Consider the following 17,485-nt stretch of genomic DNA (forward strand, 5'->3'; position numbering starts at 1 on the left):
TTACGTCAAAATTAAAACAAAAATCCCGCTCCAATCGTCAATAAATCATCTTCTTTCGACTTACCATAGGTCACTCGAAAAACTGCCATTCCAAAAGGTGCAAAAAACACCCCACCGCCATACGCATGGTGCATCACAGTTGAAGTATCATCTTCTACCCAAACACGTCCAAAGTCATTGAAGAGAATCATTCCCACTGTGGTAGGCAGAATATAGTTGTTAATATCGAACAGTTTGATTCTGAGGTCAGTATTTTGGAAGAAACTGGTTTGACCAGAATATCGGAATCTTCGTCCTCCCCTAAAGTTTTGGATATTGCCAAGCGTATTGGCTTGAAAAAACTCAAAGTCACCAAAATTGTGTGCCCCTCCTGCTCTTACTGCAAAAACAGCTTTTTTACCAAGTGGCAGATAACCTTTTAGTTCACCTCCCAATCGTAGAAAACTTTTGTCTTGATTATTGTCGATGCGGCTATTGTAACTCACATCTAAGTTGAATATACCTCCTTGAAGTGGCATCTGAACACTATTGACACGTTGGTATTGATAGGCCAATTTTGCACCGACATACTGACTTGCAGTAAAATCTTGTTCGGTCAATCCTGATTCATCCGTAGCCACAAATCGCCCCTCTGTTTTTTCTATATCGGTCCACTGATATTGCGGTCCAAAAGAAATAGATTGACGTTCCATGTTCCATTTTTGTCGGATACTGGGATAGAAATTAATTTGTTGTAGTCGCACCCTATTGAAGTCATTTTCATCTTCCTCTCCCTCAGGTATAAAAGATGCACTAAATTCTGGTGTTTCGTTGCCCAAACCAAAGAAATTGCGGGTTGCATTGGGATAACTTACATCCAAATCCAAGTTCAAATTCCACTTGCCAATTGCGTCCGTAAAATCTCCATTGTACCTAAAATTGAAGGCATCAGCACCCAAAGAAGCATTCCCAACAATCATGTGTTTGGCTGCATAGGGTTCTTTCCTAAAGCCGTGTGTCACAATCGTTATACCTCCTCCTAATAACAATCCATCATCAGGGTTTAAGCCAAAAAATAGAGCTGGTGTTACCACATTGTTTTTAAACTCCTTTCGATTGTAGTCGTTCACCATTGAATCCTTTGACATCTTATTGACCATTGCACCAGCCGATTGCAGTTTATTGCCCTCTTTGGTGTCGTAAATCTTTATTCTTTTGCCATTGCCAGTTGTTTCATCCACAAATTCGTCATTGCCTTTTCCGCCAATAATGCGAACCAAAATATTTCTATTGCCGTCTCCTTTTGCAGTAAATGTATCGTCCTTTCCCAAGCCAAACAAGCGAATTTCTTCGGTTTCTTCAGCATAAAAGATACGGTGGTAAAAAGTACCTTTATCCTCTTCTTTTTTCTTAGACAACTTTGTTACGGTCACTTCTACATCATTGTTGTTCAAAAAATTCACTTCAAATTCTTCTTTGTCATCTGAACCCACAACGGTTACTATTTTGGACAATTCATTGTACAATCGTTCTGCTGTATTAACCAATAAATCTCTGCGAGACTTGAGTTTACCGATAATATCTGCCCCGTCGATAGGAAATACTTCTTCGGGCATATCTCTAATCGCTGCTTCAATGACTTCATCCGTCAGTTGAGTTTGCATGACTTTGGCAATATCGAGCCATTCTTTTTTGCTAATGCGGGTTGTAAAAGTGCGGTCAAAATGCCGTCCATTGAAGGCGATTCCTGCAATATCTCGGATTTCATGGTCAAAACATTGAAATTTACGCATTCCCCATTTCCGATTGGTCAATGAAGGCAGAATACCGTCAAATTTGTAAAATGCCTGATCCCTATCTCTTGGAATCGGACGATAAACTTTACCTTTTCCTGTGTCTATTTCAGCCCAACGCCATTGATCATCGTGTCTGTCCCAATCGTTGATAAAAATATCAAACAAGCGGCTACGTACCACAAAAGTTTCATCTACCACATGGTCATGGTCTTCTTGTATCTTTTCCACCACATCATCCGTACCTTCAATGTCTTTGGCATTGCCAAAAAATGGGCGGTCTTTTTCGTTGCCATTGGGTCTTTCTTCAAATAGGTACAAGCGATTCGCAAAAGTTTTTTGAAACTCTTCCAAATTCGGATCTTCACCAATGAATACATATTTAGGATTGGTGTGGTAAATACCGATGGCTTCTGCCATGCGAGGAATAGCAAAAGCACCATAAGGATGTCCTGCCGAAATTTGATCTTGAATCAAATCCACTGCAAAGGTTTCTTTAAACTCCTCCGGAACTACCGAAGAAGGGTCTTTGTCAATGGTTCGGAGTACAAACTGATTTTCGTTTTCATTCTCTAATCGCAGTGAAAGTGTCTGCATTCCTCCACCTTTTTTGATGGGTTTCAAACCTCCTTCTACTTCTCCCAATTGAATAATGGGAATTTTGACGGGTGTAGTCCAAGCATCTCGATAGTGTTCTCCAAAAAAAGCACGTTTTCCTTTTCCTGCTTTGTAGTGTGCACCTGCAGGCATCGTGACAGTGCCATCGTCATTGAAGGTGGGTTCTACTATAATTCTCTCTGGCGCACTGCAACTTGCGGTTATCAAAAGAGCAATTACGAATAGACCAGATAGTGTAGTAAGTTTCGTCATGTTCTTAAGTCGTTTTTGATTGTGTTGTTGTATGGCTTTATGGTTGTATGGTTATCATAGTTTTATGGTTTTATGGTTTTATGGTTATCATAGTTTTATGGTTTTATGGTTGTATGGCTGTATGGTTATCATAGTTGTGTGGCTTTATGGCTGTATGGTTATCATAGTTGTGTGGCTTTATGGTTGTATGGTTATCATAGCCATCAAGTTTAGTAATTAACACAAGCATTAAGTCTTGAACAAGAACAAATAATAGGAAGGAAGCTTTCTTATAGTTCCTCTGTATAGTGTGCTTCTTTTTTATTAAAACTTCCTGTTCAAAGTTGTATGAGAAACAACAAAACCTTAGCTTGACGGCTATGATTAATTAATATTTTTTCAAAATTACATTTTCAGCAATTCAGCAATTCAGCAATTCAGCAATTCAGCCATTTAGCAATTCAGCCATTTAGCCATTTAGCCATTTAGCCATTCAACCATAAAGCAATTCAACCATAAAGCAATTCAATTCTTGTACTCCTCTTTCAATTTATGTGCAAATTTTTTCTTCATTTTTTGCACTTTCGGATTGATGACATAGGCACAATAACTTTGACTTGAATTCTGATTGAAGTAGTTTTGGTGGTAGTCTTCGGCAGCAGAATAGTTGTCAATTGCTTCAATTTCGGTGGTAATCGTGCCACTCCAAATACTCGATGCTACTTCTTTTTTCGATTTTTCTGCAATGGCTTTTTGGGTTTCGTTGTGGTAATAAATGCCTGACCTATACTGCGTACCTACGTCATTACCTTGTCGGTTAAGAGTTGTAGGATCGTGTGTAGTCCAAAATACTTCGAGTAGTTCTTCAAAGGTAATTACCGAGGGGTCAAAGGTGATTTGTGCAACTTCGGCATGTCCTGTATCTCCTCCGCAAACTTGTTTATAAGTTGGATTCTGGACATGTCCATTCGAGTAGCCCGACACAACTGAATAAACGCCTTCTAACCTTTGAAAAATGGCTTCAACACACCAAAAACAGCCTGCACCTAAAGTAGCCACTTCCAAACCTTCTTGTTTATTATTCATTTTTTGTTGATTTTGTGATTATTCAATTTCCGTCTTTCACCACTGGCAATGCTTCTCCTTCGGGAATAAATCTCATCGAAAGGGAATTGACACAATGTCGGGTGTTTTTGTCGGTTAATCTTTCTCCAACAAATACATGCCCCAAATGTCCCCCGCAATTGCTACACAAAATTTCTGTTCGGCGACCATCTGCATCGGTTTTCTTTGTCACAGCTCCCTCAATTTCATCATCAAAGCTAGGCCAGCCACAACCTGATGAGAACTTATCTTTAGAAGAATAAAGTGGCGCATCACATTGACGGCAAACATACGTACCTTCTACTTTGTGTAGATAATATTCTCCCCTGAAAGGCATTTCTGTGCCTTTGTAGTTAATGATTCTTTCTTCTTCAGGGGTTAATTTATTATATTGCATAGAAATCCTATTTTTGATTTTGACAAATATAGCCTATTAACACCAAAAACCAAATTTGGGTTTATTACGAGTTTTTGTTTTTAATTTAGCTATCTATTTAAACTTCAATACACACTATGTATTTATTTTTTGATACCGAAACAACAGGTTTGCCCAGAGACTGGAAAGCTCCTGTTACGAATGTAAACAATTGGCCCAGACTCGTCCAACTGGCCTGGGCATTGTATGACAATGAGGGAAATATGGTTGCACAAGACGACCAAATTATCAAACCTATTGGGTTTAGAATTCCCATTGGAGCATCAAATGTGCATGGCATTACCACCGAAAGAGCAATGGCAGAAGGAGAAGAGTTAATATCTGTTTTGTCTAATTTTGAACAAAAAATCCATCAATCTACCTATTTGGTGGCGCACAATATGAGTTTTGACGAAAAAATCATGGGGGCAGAATTTTTGAGAAATGGATTTCGAAATGTGATTCCTTCAAAAAATCAAATTTGTACGATGAAGGCTTCTACTGATTTTTGTAGAATAGCAGGGCCTTATGGCTACAAATGGCCTAAATTGGAGGAATTGTACTTCAAACTGTTTGCAGAATCTTTTTCGGATGCACACAATGCTGCAGCGGATATTGCAGCTACGAGTAGGTGTTTTTGGGAATTGAAGCGGCTTGGGGTGCTTTGATTTTGTACGGAGGTTTTGGTGTTTTGGTGTTTTGGTGATACTCTCAACAATTCTACAATCATACAGTTTTACAATCTTTCCATCTCACAATTCCACAATCATTTAGACCGTTTCCTCCAAATCTGCAATTAAATTTTGCGTATCGGTGTAAGTTCCCTGCAAATTGTCTGCATCTGCAACAGGAGCAAAAAGTGCCATTTCACAATAGCGAATGGTCGCTATCAGTTTGTCAATCATTGCAGTCGGAACGTTTTTTGCCTCCAACAAACTGCGGATATTGTCCTTCGACATATCGGTAGTTTGCAGGTTGAGTTTATCGCTTAGGTAGTCCCAAATTGTTTTGATTACTTCGTTGTAAAATCCCTGTTTGTTGTTTTCTTTCATCCATTGTTCGGCGGTTGTCAATCGTTTGCTGGCTACTTGCAGTGCTAGCTTGCGCTTCAATGAAACGGTGTCGGACAGGATGGCTTCTCGGCGGCGATGCCATTGAAGAAAAACGGGAAAAATCAAAAATGGCAAGATAAAAAGTATCCAAAACCATAAGGAAGTGAAGGGTTGTCCTGCTTGCTTTTTATGAAGCGTAGTTTCCATTTTAAGCGGACGAATATCCGTATCTGTGGCAGTTTCTTCGGGTAGAGTTGTGCCGTCTCCTTTCATCACCACGAGTTTGTATTTTTGACTATTGGTGATATTGTAGGTTTGGGTTTCGGGATTGAAGTAGCTAAATTCAATGGGGCCAATATCGTAGCGACCTTGTTCATTGGCGAGAATGTCGTAAGTGAAAGTTTTGCGGCCTTTCACTCTCCCATTCTGCTCATAAGTGCTTTCCTGTATTTCTGGTTCAAAGGTTTCCAATCCTTCTGCCACCTTCAATATTGGAGCCTCCAGTAATTTGACATTGCCTTCTCCTCCGATAGCAATGGTCAATTGTACAGTTTCACCTTCTCGAATGGCACTGCGGTCTATTTTGACAGTCATTTCGTAATCTCCTACCCCTCCTGCAAAACTTTCGGGTTTATCTGTTTCGGGAAATGGGAGAATGTTGATGTCTAAGGTATCGCTAGAAAGACGTACTTTTTCTTGACGATAGGAAGGGAAAAACGAACGGCGATTGCCTGTGGGAATTCGTACAACGATTTCAACTTCCATTGGAGTAATGGTAAGTGTACCTGAACGTTGTGGAAAAAGAGCATATTCCTTCAAATCATAAGTTCGATAAGATACGCTGTCTATCATTTCGATGTTGCCTGCTTCCAATCGAGGGGGCGTAAGGTCTTGTACCCAAAAACCTGTCAATTGAGGTGTTCCTGTGATGGTATAGTCGGTGACATCGAGTGCAGTATAGAGGCGGTAATAGGCATCTACTTGCTGACCTTGATAGGCGTTGAGGGTGTCGGTGATGATTCGCAGAAAAATAAGCGATTCTATGTCTTTGACATCGGCAGTAGGTGCAGGTGTTTGCATTTGTCCTTGTGCTTGTTGCTGTTGTTTGTTTTGCCCCGAACCTTTGGCTACTACGACTTTCACCTTTGCGCTTCTCAATGCTTTCCCATTACTGTTGACAGTGGCTGAGGGGATGTAAAAAACGCCTTGTTTCTTTGGCATCAAATAATAAATGATGCTGGCGGATTGGGTCATTTTGCCGTTGATAATTTGAACGGATTGCTGTTTGTTCGGGCCGCTCACTACAAAAAAGTCGGACAAATCGGGTGCTTGAAAATCATCCATATTTGCATTTTGCAGGGTATAGCTGATTTCAAATCGATTGTCTTCGGTCACTTGCACACTTTTGGGATTCACATCAAAGGTTTGTGCTTGTAGGTTGGATACGGTGAATAAACAGAAGAAGAATATAAAGATAGCTTGTTTCATTGCGTGTATAAACTATTGCTGAACTGTTTACAAAAGTACGGTTTTTCTTTTGGTTTGGCTTGATTTAGTTGTGCTTTAGATTCTTTTGGTGTTTGGAGGGAAAAGTAGTATTTTGGTTTCTATATGAAAGTGACGTTGATGAATTTGACAAAACATTTTAGGGATTTTTCTTATAGGAAACTTTGACTAAAAATTTAAAATATGACAACCAATAGATTAGAAGCATTTAGTGATGGCGTATTGGCCATCATCATCACGATTATGGTATTGGAAATGAAAGTTCCTGAGGGAACAAGTTTTTCGGCACTCAAGGATGTGTTGCCTGTTTTCCTAACCTATGTTGGGAGTTTTATTTACATAGGCATTTATTGGAACAATCACCACCACTTAATGCACGCAACAGGAAAGGTGAATGGTAAAATTCTTTGGGCGAATTTGAATTTATTGTTTTGGTTGTCTTTGTTTCCTTTTGTAACAGGTTGGATGGGAGAAAATCATTTTGAGAAAAATCCAGTTGCGTTATATGGCTTAGTTTTATTCATGGCAGCTATTGCCTACAAACTATTGAGTTATGTGGTTATTCAAAATGAGGGTGAATCTTCGATTTTAGCAACCGCCTATAAAGGTGACATTAAAGGAACATCATCCATTTTCATCTATTTTATAGGAATTTTGGCATCCTATTTTTTTCCTGTTATTAGTATTTTATTGTATATCGCAGTGGCGATTATGTGGTTTATCCCTGACAAAAGAATTGAAGTGACTTTGAAGGACTAAAAATATTTACCTTTCTACTTCAATCAAAAACCAAAATATGAAACACTCCATTCCTTTATTTGTCACAATCTTTGGCTTTTTGTTCTTATTGTTATTTTCCTGCAATGAAAATCAACAATCAATTACTCCAAAAAAAGTAGGACACAATCTCTATTCTGCAAAAGATTTCACCCTCAAATGGAAACTCCTCACCAATTTTGCGGATAAAAAAGAGGCGCAATCTTTGGCACAATTTACACTCATCAACCGCAGTGACCATACTTTAGAAAATGAAAACTGGGCGATGTACTTCAATCAGTCGCCACGCAAAATAGTGAAGGATTCTGTGACAAACAATGTACTGATTCAACAAATCAATGGTGATTTTTACCGAATATCACCTACCCAAGATTTTGAATTGCAGAAAGGAGATACCTTGACGATTCAATATGAAATGCACGGTTCGATGATAAAAGTTGCCGATGCTCCTTGTGGTGTCTATATGGTCTTCAATGAAGGCAAAGACAATCAGGCAATTATTCCGATTGAAGACTACGAAATTGAAGCATTTAATACGCCCGAACAACTCAACCGATTTACCTACGACCAAACACCGATTCCAACACACGCTTCCATCTTTGCAGATAATTCTAAACTGAGTTTGCTGCCTTCAAAGGACTTATTGAAGGTCATTCCAACGCCATTTCAAGTCGGCAATTCTGTGGGAACGATGGAGATAGACCGTTCTTTTTCGATTCAACATGAGGTAGGTTTGCGGAAAGAAGCCCTGTTTTTGGCGCAAAAAATGGAAGTTGTTTTAGGCGCAAAAATGCGAATTGAAGTCGGCAATACCAAAACCCGTAAGGCGATTCACCTCAAACGTGATACTACATTGCAGGTCAATGGTGTAAGTACAGAAGCCTACCATTTGAAGTTTACAGAAGACGAAGGTATCAGCATTACAGGCAATGATGGACACGGGATTTTTTATGGTATTCAAAGCCTTCTTGCTTTGTTGCCCGTTGAAGCCTACAAAACTCCAATGGAAACCCTCAAAATTCCCATGATTACCCTCTTGGATGCCCCCCGTTTTCCGTATCGAGCCATTTATTTGGATGCCGCCCGAAATTTTCATAAAAAAGAGGCCATCTTCAAAATGCTGAATATCATGGCTTTTTACAAACTCAATACGCTTGTTTTGGGCTTGAGCAACGATGAAGGATGGCGATTGGAGATTGAAGGTTTAGCAGAATTGACTGAAATTGGAGCGTTTAGAGGTCATACACTGACGGATACAGCTTTTCTACATCCGTCTTATGGTTCAGGGGCTTTTACTGATGCCGAAAAATCGTATGGAAGCGGTTATTATTCTCGCCGTGATTTTATCGAAATTTTGCAGTATGCACAAGACCGACATATTAAGGTCATTCCTGAAATCAATTTTCCTGGTCATGCACGGGCAGCCGTCAAAGCGATGAATGTACGTTATGAACGATTGAAGCGAGCAGGGAAAGAGGAAGCGGCTAAGGAATTTTTGTTGGTGGATTTGGCGGATACGTCACGCTATGAATCGGTGCAACATTATCCCGACAATGTGGTAAATATCTGTCAGTCTTCTGCTTACCGATTTTATGAGAAGGTGATAGATGAAGTTATCAAACTATATCAACAAGCGGGAATGTCTTTAACTACTATTCACACAGGCGGCGACGAAGTGCCTGATGGTGTGTGGAAAGGTTCACCTGCCTGCTACGAATTAAATCGAAGAACAGACGAAACTGCTGTTGATCCAGATTTGCGGGTCTATTTTGTGCGTGGACTTGCTCAGATGTTTGCCGAGCGCAATTTGACTTTGGCAGGCTGGGAGGAAATCGCCATGAAAAAAGATACGAGTGGTCGCTACATTGCGAATCCCGATTTGGTGGACAATAACTTACTGCCTTATGTGTGGAACAACCTTTGGGGCAATCAAGATTTGGGCTATCGTTTGGCAAATGCTGGTTATCCTGTTGTTCTCTGCAATGTAACCAACCTTTATTTCGACTTAGCTTATGACAAACATCCCGAAGAACCTGGGCAGTATTGGGGCGGTTTTGTGAATACCCGAAAGGCGTATGAGTTTTCGCCCTACGATGTGTTTCACTCAACGACACACGACCCGATGGGTAGGCCTTTCGACATTGTGGAAGACTACAAAGACATGGAGAGGCTACTGCCTGAAAATCAAAAAAATATCATTGGTATTCAGGCGCAACTTTGGAGCGAAACCATCAAAGGGCAGGAGATGCTGGAATATTACCTCCTTCCCAAAATGATTGGTTTGGCAGAAAGGGCTTGGGCTGGGCAACCTGAATGGGTTCGAATCGAAAACGATGTATTGCGTGAAGCGGCGTTGGAAAGTGCGTGGAATGTGTTTGCAAATACACTTGGACAGCGTGAGTTGCCTCGCTTGAATTACATTTTCAAGGGCTTCAATTTCCGTGTGCCACCTGTGGGTTTTGTGGTGGGTGAGGATAGTTTGTTGCGGGCAAATGTGGCTTTTCCTAGTTTGCAGATTCGCTATACTACGGATGGAAGTGAACCGACTATGGAGTCGGAATTGTATCGGGATTCATTGAAGGTTGGAGAAAATGTGAGAATGAGGGCTTTTGATTTGAGGGGAAGGGGGAGTTTGGAGTATTGAATGTTTAAACTTTAAACATAACAAGACGACTTATGATAAATTAACCTATTTAAAATCTCTAAAGAGTATTCGTGAAAATTTGTAACTATATTAAAAATATGTCTTGTTTTTTTTGAATCACCTCACTTCATGGGGCGAAATATCTCGATAGTTCCTCAAATTCATCAGTATCACTCAAAACACAAGTCAAATAACTATTTTGAACAACATAACCTGGTTTTTTTCCAAACTTTGCAAACGTCTGCTTTTGTTTATCAATTAACATTTCTTTTAACTCATTGTCATTAAGGAATTGGTAGAGTCTTCTTCTTTCAAGGTTTGCTCGTTCAGATAACACAAAATCAACAATGTTTTCCTTTTGAATCCGTAATCGGTCAACCCATCTTTCATTCAACTTAAAAACTTTATTCAAACTATTCATTTTACGGGAGGGCATTCCATCACTATCTGTAAATTCTCCTATTTTTGATACACCTTTTTGGTCTCGGTACACTTTTAAATCAAGTTTTTCTAAAACAGTTCTTTTATAAGGATGGAAAATGTTTGCTAATGGAGCGTCGTTATGGTCATCAATAATATCTCTATCGCCTTTGAAAGAACGATTACAATAAACACATAAAGGGAATAAATTATATGGATGGAGCGACAAAAATGGATACTTTGATTTTGGTAAAAAATGGTCGGCATCATCGTAAATTTTAAAGTCTATTACATCCGAGCGTTCCCTATCACATGCGGAACATACATTAAATCCTACGTTCTCACTCCAATAAGAAGCAATAAATCCATCTCTATCTAATTTTTTTGAGCCTCCATGAATAGCTGCAATGAAACCCGCAGCTAACAAATCCTCATAAAAAGTAATCATCAAAAGCTTAATCAATTCTTGATTATTCTTTTCTAAATCAGGATATTTAAATCGGAAATCAGCATCATTCAACTTATCCGCAAACTGAATATCATTATCAAAAGCTGATAAAGTGGCTATACCCTCTTGTGAGTTTTGCTGGTAATAAGCAGTCAATTTTTCAAGACCTGTATGAATAGTCGTTTTTTTCTTAGGAGGTAAATTCCCATTGTTATCTTTTTTAGTAGGCTGAGACCACAATTTTTTCCAAAACCAAGCACCTCGGTCATCTCCAAAAATAGTTTTAATATTATTTTCATTATTGACATCATCTGCTATGAATGGAAACTGATAATCTCCTTCACAAGCAGCCCTTAAAACTTCTCGCTGAAATTTAACAATCTCCTCTAATTGAGGAACACAACTCGGCAGATTAACTTTGTGTAACATGGGATTGTTTTTATAGTTTTTGTAAAGCTCTTAACCGACGACGAAACTCGAATTGATAATACCCTTCACCAATATTATCCTCTAAGGTTAGCAAAGCATCAACAACTGTTACCGTATCAGTTTGCTTAACTTTTTCTACATAATTCTTAACACTAATCAGGATTTTTATCAAATAGGCTTTTAGTTCCTTATCATCGCCATAATCATGTGGAAGTTGGTCATTAACTTGGGCTTCCTTGATGTATATAACCAATTGATTTAGTTCAACACTTTTTTCTAATTTCTTTTTAGAAATATTTTGTTGCCATATTGCATCTACTTCTTTTGGCTTAGTTGCCAACATCAAAATTAAATCTAAAAATTCTGCTGCTCGTTGCCCAACACCTTCAGGCGCACCAAAGATTTCACGCATAATTACCGTAGGAGACGCTCCAAATGTATCAATATAATTTTCTATAAAATGTGCCTTTCCTCCTTCTACCTCAAATTTCAATCTTGTTACTTCTCTTCTAAATACATCAGTAAGTGCAATACTCGAATGGGTAGTAATCACAATTTCGTTGTGTCTATCTCTTAGACTATCATCAATTACATCCACAATTCGCCTTTTCCATACATCATTAAAATGGGTTTCAGGTTCATCCAACAAAGCCAAAACATCATCTTCTCCTTTTAGCAAATGGAACATTGCCATCCTTCCCAAAAACAGTTGCTCTCCATCACTCAACCAATCATATAACATCAAATCTTTTACTCCTCTTTTTTTCATGGCAATAACAACGCCTTCCAAAATTCCCACCTGCTGCCAATGGTAAAGCGTTTTAAAAATATCAAAAGAGGTAATTTCCTTTTCATCTTCTTTAAATGCTTTTATTAAGGCATCTACTACTAAGTGTTTTCCTTGTTTCTCCCGTAAATCAAATAGTACTGTTCTTTTATTGCCAGGTTCGGGTTCTCCGATTACTCGTGAAGCAACCTTATAGATTTTTTGCATTTTAAATCTATCTGAAGGCATCAAATCGTCGGGTTGAAAATTGATTTTTAACCCGATAGTTACAGGATACCGCCAGCCAATTTCATTTAATAATGGTCTAAATCCACTCTGTAAATAATTTTCTACTATTGCATCATCCCATTTTTTTAATAAAATATCTTCCTCGGCTTGATTGGTCATTTTCTTAAAATCCGTTGCTGCTTGCATTAGTGTTACCGCCAATACAACCAATCTTAATTGTTCAGCATCAATAAGAAATCCGTTAGATAAAGCATTTTTTTCTGATTGATTATTAATATCATAAGTAGTTAAATTGTCTGCGGCTTCCACTAATCCCTGCTCTCTTAAATATTGTCGTTCTTTTCCAACCTCCCAATTTAAAGGTCTTTCCTCTACTTCCTCTAATTGAGGAATGCTTAATGTCAGTAAAGGCGGAGAAAATATTCTTTTCCACGGGGGAATTACACCTGATGTGTAAGCAATAAATGCTTTTGGCAAGAAGTACTCCCTATCCGAAGCAGTTCCTCTAAATTTTTCAAATTCAATATCTGAAACTTCATTAAGTAAGTTCTCCCAGTCATATTTTTTGTCTTGTGGCAATCCTTCTTTAAATCTTATTAATTTTAATTCTGCACTATCTGTTTCTTCTTGCTTCTTTTGATATTGCAAAAAAATAGTTCTTTTATCTTCTCCTTTTCCAAGGTCATACACTAAGGTTACATAAAAAGGTAATTCTGCTGATGGAAAACGTTCAATTGTAAGAAAAATTTGGGCTAAGGCTTGTAATAATCTACTTTTACCACTTCCATTTACGCCCACTACAAAACGAATGGCACAAGCCCTTCCCAACACCATTTCCTGCCAGAAAGGGATTGCCAAGTCCTGCAACGGTGGCGCATCTCGAAGACTTAGGTAACGTAGCCTCATATAATCGTCTCTTTTTCCAGATTATCCATATCTGCCAATTTTGTATCATCCTCTTCTTTTAAAGAACGATAAGCAGCAGTATAAAAAACATGACCAATTTCTCCTGGAGCAACTGGAATATTAACGGATTTAATTAATCCAATTTCTGCTAATAAATCCAAATTGCGTTGTACTTGGTTAGGAGGTAAATCCAAGTCGTTAAAATCATTTTCTGCTAAAATGTATCCTTCTGTTCCTTTGATACTGTCTAAAATTTCTTGCTGATCTTCACTTAGATAATTGATTGTTATTAACAATAAATCAGTTGATTCATCGGTTTGAAGAATAGATTTAGAAGTAGATTTTAATTGTAAAGTTTCGTCTCTTAATTTGGCGTGAGTGGTTATAGAAAATTGCTCTTTTTGACGAAAACCTTGGGTTAGCTTCCCTGTAAAAGCTTGGATTTTCAGAGAATCATTAAGAGTTTCCAATCTTTTATTTGAAAAAATAGCAGCATTTCTTAATAGAAAATATTGTTCATAAATTAAATTTAGTTTGTCTATCAAATCTTTAGGAGGAACTGGAATGCGTATTTTTGCTAAATGATTTAATCCAATCGTTGGTTGGGTTTGTCCATAACTTAATTTAATTATATCTCTCATACCTCCCATTGGATGTCTTAAATATGATGACACATATAATGGTGAATATCCCTCATTTAATCTAATGATAGCTACATTTTGACTTACATATGCCTCACCTATATCATCTGAAAATAGAGCAATCTTTCCAGTTGAGCCAACAATTGAAATTAAAATATCATTTGCAAAAATCAGAGACCTCTCTTTAGCAGCTGTATCAGGAGGAGTAATCATTTGAGGGTTATCTGAATTAATTTCTCCATTAGAAATATCTTGTACTCTAATAAATCTTGCTCCTTGGTCTGAATAATATTTACTCCATCCTCGTGAACCACTCGTTATTTTTGTAGTCATTTTCTCCAAAGGAATTTTTCCCCAACTATTTAAAGCGCCTTGGTCTCTCAAAAAAATATCATAGAATAAATCAGATTTAAGTTGTTTGATTTTTTTATCTGCCAATTTCCGCAACTCCTTCAACCTCTCTGCTTGTTGCAAAATTTTTACAATTGCTTTTTGTTCGGGTAGAGTTGGAATATACACAAGTGAGTTTGCTAAATCCTTTTTTCTAATTTGTAAAAAAGTAGTTCCTGTTCCTTTATTTATAAATCTTTCTTTGTTCAATTTCAGCCAATAATAAAGAAAAAAGGTATCGACCAGATTTTCATTAGCTCTTATTCCTGCAACTCCTCGACCCAAACAGTATTCTTTATCAGAAAAATTTAACTCTCCAATAGTTGCCCGAATACAAAATATAATATCATTTTTTTTACTCAATGAAGTTGGTGAGGTAGTCCACCGTTTTGTAGTTGGGTACAATTCTCCTAAATCACCTGCACCTGCGATAAAAGGTACTCCATTTTCAGAAGAATTATAACTCTTTCCATCTGGTGCTTGTCCCATGATAATTGTAGCAACATCAGATAGTTTCCTGATTATCCAAGATGTTGGTATCTCATTTTTGATATTTTCCACCATCTTAATTTTCTTGAACCATTGTTAATAAACTATCTAATCCCACCAAAATCTCCTTTTCCAATCCCTGAATAGCTTTAATTATTTCCGCAGGCGGCTCAATATCATCAATTTCCAATTCAAAAGGTTTATATCTCCCAGCCGAAATATTAAAATCATTCGCTTCAATACAATCAATATCCAAGGCATCAGTATTCAACTCCTCTTTATCTTCATCAAATTGTGCTGTGATATATTCAGGGCGAACTTTACCATTTGCGTCGTGACTGCCCTTTATTGAACCGTCTTCATTTTCCCAAGCTTCCTGTTCTACCCACACTCGAACAGGTGCATACCAACCTTTTCGAGTTTCCAATAATTCTTCTTGCGGAAGTGGTGGACTGCTTTTTAACATCACATCATAGCCATCCAATTGAGCAAATATTTTAAGCAAATCCATTACTTCAGTTTGCCAATCATTTTCGGTATCACTTCCTCCAATGCCTGTTAAGCTTTCATCATTGACAATAGCAGAAGTCCATTTTTTTATCAAATCCAAAATATAACTATCTGCTTCATCCTGACTGATTTTGAAAGCCTGACGACCAAAGCCGCCTTCCCGATTATAGGCTTCTTCTAAAATTTTCTCTCGTTGTTCCTTGATTACTCTGATGAGTTCTTTTAATTTCTCATCAAATGCTTTTTTTACCACTCTGCGTTTATCTGCCTTTTCCGTTTTATTAGCATTTGCTTCTTCTGCGTCTGCTCTTGCCTGTCCTACAAAATCGTGGTACATTTGCTTTAATTGACTTGTACCCTTTTTAGTAATAATTACCTTAGCTTCTTCAGGGTTGGCAGGTAAAGGCTCACCATTATTTTCAGTAGGAAAGCGTTCATCAATACCTAATATTTCACCTTCTCTTTCTGCTAAATGAGGAAATAACTCTACTACTTTATCATCTACTACTCGCCACCGAGCAGGACTAATTTCAGGTTGATAATAAGTTTTTGGATTAGATGTTTCGTTATCATACTTATATTGAGCATCCCAAATATCATTGTCGGAATTAGGTTGTTCAGTCCGTTTTTTGTCGAGTGTATAACCATCGGCAGTTATTTCATAAAACCAGACCTTTTCAGAATTAGGAGCATCCGTTTTATTAGTACGAGGTTCACATTTTTCAAAATAAATAATAGATGTTTTAACCCCACTATAAGGCTCAAATACACCTCCTGGCAAGGAAATGACAGCGTGCATTTTATGCTCCAACAATAGTTCTTTTCTAAGTGCTTTATGTGCCAAACTTGACCCAAATAATAATCCTTCTGGTACAATTACCGCTGCTTTTCCACCAACTTTTAATAAATCTAAAATCAGCCAGATAAATAATAATTCTGTCTTATCAGTTATCGGTTCTATATCATCTGTGCCAGTTATTCTCTTATTTTTTGGATTTGGCGGAAACCTATTTCTATGAATGTCGCCTTTATCAATACTGCCAGAATAAGGTGGGTTTGCTAAAATATAATCGTAACTTATGCTTTCTTCATCGGGCAGAGATTGACTAAGCGCGTCTCTACGCTCAATTTTTGGATTTTCAACACCATGCAAAATTAAATTCATCCATCCGATACGAACCATTGTTCTATCCATGTCATACCCTACAAAATTCTGTCCTGTAAAATATTGCTGTATCTCTTCTTGCGTAGGATTTTTTAATCTATGCGGTGTACCGTTCCATTCATAAACAATTTGTTCGGGCGGTGTTAATTGTTCTCTCAAATACTGGATACTATTGACCAAAAAGCCAGCCGTTCCAACCGCAGGATCCAAAATCTTTGAACCAAGTTCAGGTTTTAATAAATTGATTAAAAATCGTATAATATGGCGAGGCGTTCTAAATTGTCCATTTTGACCAGAAGATTGGATGCGCTCCAACATATGTTCAAAAATATCACCCATTAAATCTGCATTTGCACTACGGCTGCCCACATCTTGAAAAAGTTCATCAATAGTTTTGATAGCTGCTTGAAGCGTCCGCTCTTTTTCTTTTGGAAGTTGGAAAAAAGCATCTTCCATATATCGAGTAGTAGAAAGTAACTCATCGCTTTCTCCACTCAATTTTTTCAAAGTCGTATCTAACTCTCTCAACCAAGGAAATACAATATCTCTCAAATGTATTGGGCTTCCTTTTTCTTTTATTACACTCCACTTACAAGAAGCATGACCATGACAAATCTCATTATCTTTATCATAATTATCATCTCCATGATGTGGAAGTTTACATTTTTCATTCCCAAAATCACGAGAACTGTAAATAGAATGCAAGCCGTTTTCTATTCGTTCTGCGTCCAATATTTCCAGTTGCTTGAGAAAAATCAAATAGGTGATTTGCTCAATAGAAGTAAGTGGATTGGTCATTCCAGATGACCAAAATTTTGTCCAGAGACTATAAACTTTTGAGCGTATTTTTGGTGAAAGCATGTTTAAAATTTACAATATTTTTTAAATATATATTATATATAGGTGTCGGATTTTAGTTGGAGAATAATAAATAGTCTAAATATTGCTTATTT

At 37.7% G+C, this 17,485-nt stretch carries 11 protein-coding genes; 3 read left to right on the forward strand and 8 right to left on the reverse strand.

What is annotated here, in order from left to right; translation table 11 throughout:
• Positions 1-11: 11 nt before the first annotated feature.
• The 3 genes from R3E32_13760 to R3E32_13770 all read right to left on the reverse strand — a co-directional run bounded on the left by R3E32_13760 (position 12) and on the right by R3E32_13770 (position 4,122).
• Complete coding sequence (locus R3E32_13760) at positions 12-2,642, reverse strand: hypothetical protein (GenBank protein ID MEZ4885795.1); 2,631 nt, start codon at positions 2,640-2,642, stop codon at positions 12-14.
• A gap of 504 nt (positions 2,643-3,146) precedes the next feature.
• Positions 3,147-3,707 carry a peptide-methionine (S)-S-oxide reductase MsrA gene (gene msrA / locus R3E32_13765; protein ID MEZ4885796.1) on the reverse strand — a complete coding sequence of 187 codons (561 nt, stop codon included), beginning with the start codon at positions 3,705-3,707 and terminating at the stop codon, positions 3,147-3,149.
• Between the two features lie 22 nt (positions 3,708-3,729).
• Positions 3,730-4,122 (reverse strand): methionine-R-sulfoxide reductase, encoded by a 393-nt coding sequence (locus R3E32_13770; protein MEZ4885797.1) that lies wholly within the window; start codon positions 4,120-4,122, stop codon positions 3,730-3,732.
• 116 nt (positions 4,123-4,238) lie between these two features.
• Here R3E32_13770 and R3E32_13775 point away from each other — a divergent pair, with 116 nt between their 5' ends.
• Complete coding sequence (locus R3E32_13775) at positions 4,239-4,808, forward strand: 3'-5' exonuclease (GenBank protein MEZ4885798.1); 570 nt, start codon at positions 4,239-4,241, stop codon at positions 4,806-4,808.
• A 102-nt stretch (positions 4,809-4,910) separates the two neighbouring features.
• Here the strand turns inward: R3E32_13775 and R3E32_13780 are convergent, their stop codons facing one another.
• Positions 4,911-6,680 carry a BatD family protein gene (locus R3E32_13780; GenBank protein MEZ4885799.1) on the reverse strand — a complete coding sequence of 590 codons (1,770 nt, stop codon included), beginning with the start codon at positions 6,678-6,680 and terminating at the stop codon, positions 4,911-4,913.
• Positions 6,681-6,881: 201 nt separating this feature from the next.
• Between R3E32_13780 and R3E32_13785 the strand changes: the two genes are divergently transcribed.
• Positions 6,882-7,457, forward strand: coding sequence for a TMEM175 family protein (locus R3E32_13785; GenBank protein ID MEZ4885800.1), 576 nt, complete (start codon positions 6,882-6,884; stop codon positions 7,455-7,457).
• 37 nt (positions 7,458-7,494) lie between these two features.
• A complete protein-coding gene (locus tag R3E32_13790) occupies positions 7,495-10,119 on the forward strand; it encodes a family 20 glycosylhydrolase (protein MEZ4885801.1) in 2,625 nt (874 codons plus the stop codon).
• A 127-nt stretch (positions 10,120-10,246) separates the two neighbouring features.
• Here R3E32_13790 and R3E32_13795 read toward each other — a convergent pair whose 3' ends face one another.
• The 4 genes from R3E32_13795 to R3E32_13810 are packed head-to-tail and all read right to left on the reverse strand — an operon-like array spanning position 10,247 to position 17,393.
• The gene (locus R3E32_13795; GenBank protein ID MEZ4885802.1) at positions 10,247-11,416 is read right to left on the reverse strand and encodes a hypothetical protein; all 1,170 of its coding nucleotides are present in this window, start codon (positions 11,414-11,416) and stop codon (positions 10,247-10,249) included.
• Between the two features lie 10 nt (positions 11,417-11,426).
• Positions 11,427-13,337, reverse strand: coding sequence for a hypothetical protein (locus R3E32_13800; protein ID MEZ4885803.1), 1,911 nt, complete (start codon positions 13,335-13,337; stop codon positions 11,427-11,429).
• Entirely contained in the window at positions 13,334-14,932 is a 1,599-nt protein-coding gene (locus R3E32_13805; protein ID MEZ4885804.1) for a restriction endonuclease subunit S, read from the reverse strand. Before R3E32_13805 ends, R3E32_13800 begins: the two co-directional genes overlap by 4 nt.
• 1 nt (position 14,933) lies before the next feature.
• Positions 14,934-17,393, reverse strand: coding sequence for an N-6 DNA methylase (locus R3E32_13810; protein ID MEZ4885805.1), 2,460 nt, complete (start codon positions 17,391-17,393; stop codon positions 14,934-14,936).
• Between the last annotated feature and the right edge of the window lie 92 nt (positions 17,394-17,485).

Source organism: Chitinophagales bacterium (assembly GCA_041392475.1).
Taxonomy (GTDB): domain Bacteria; phylum Bacteroidota; class Bacteroidia; order Chitinophagales; family UBA2359; genus JAUHXA01.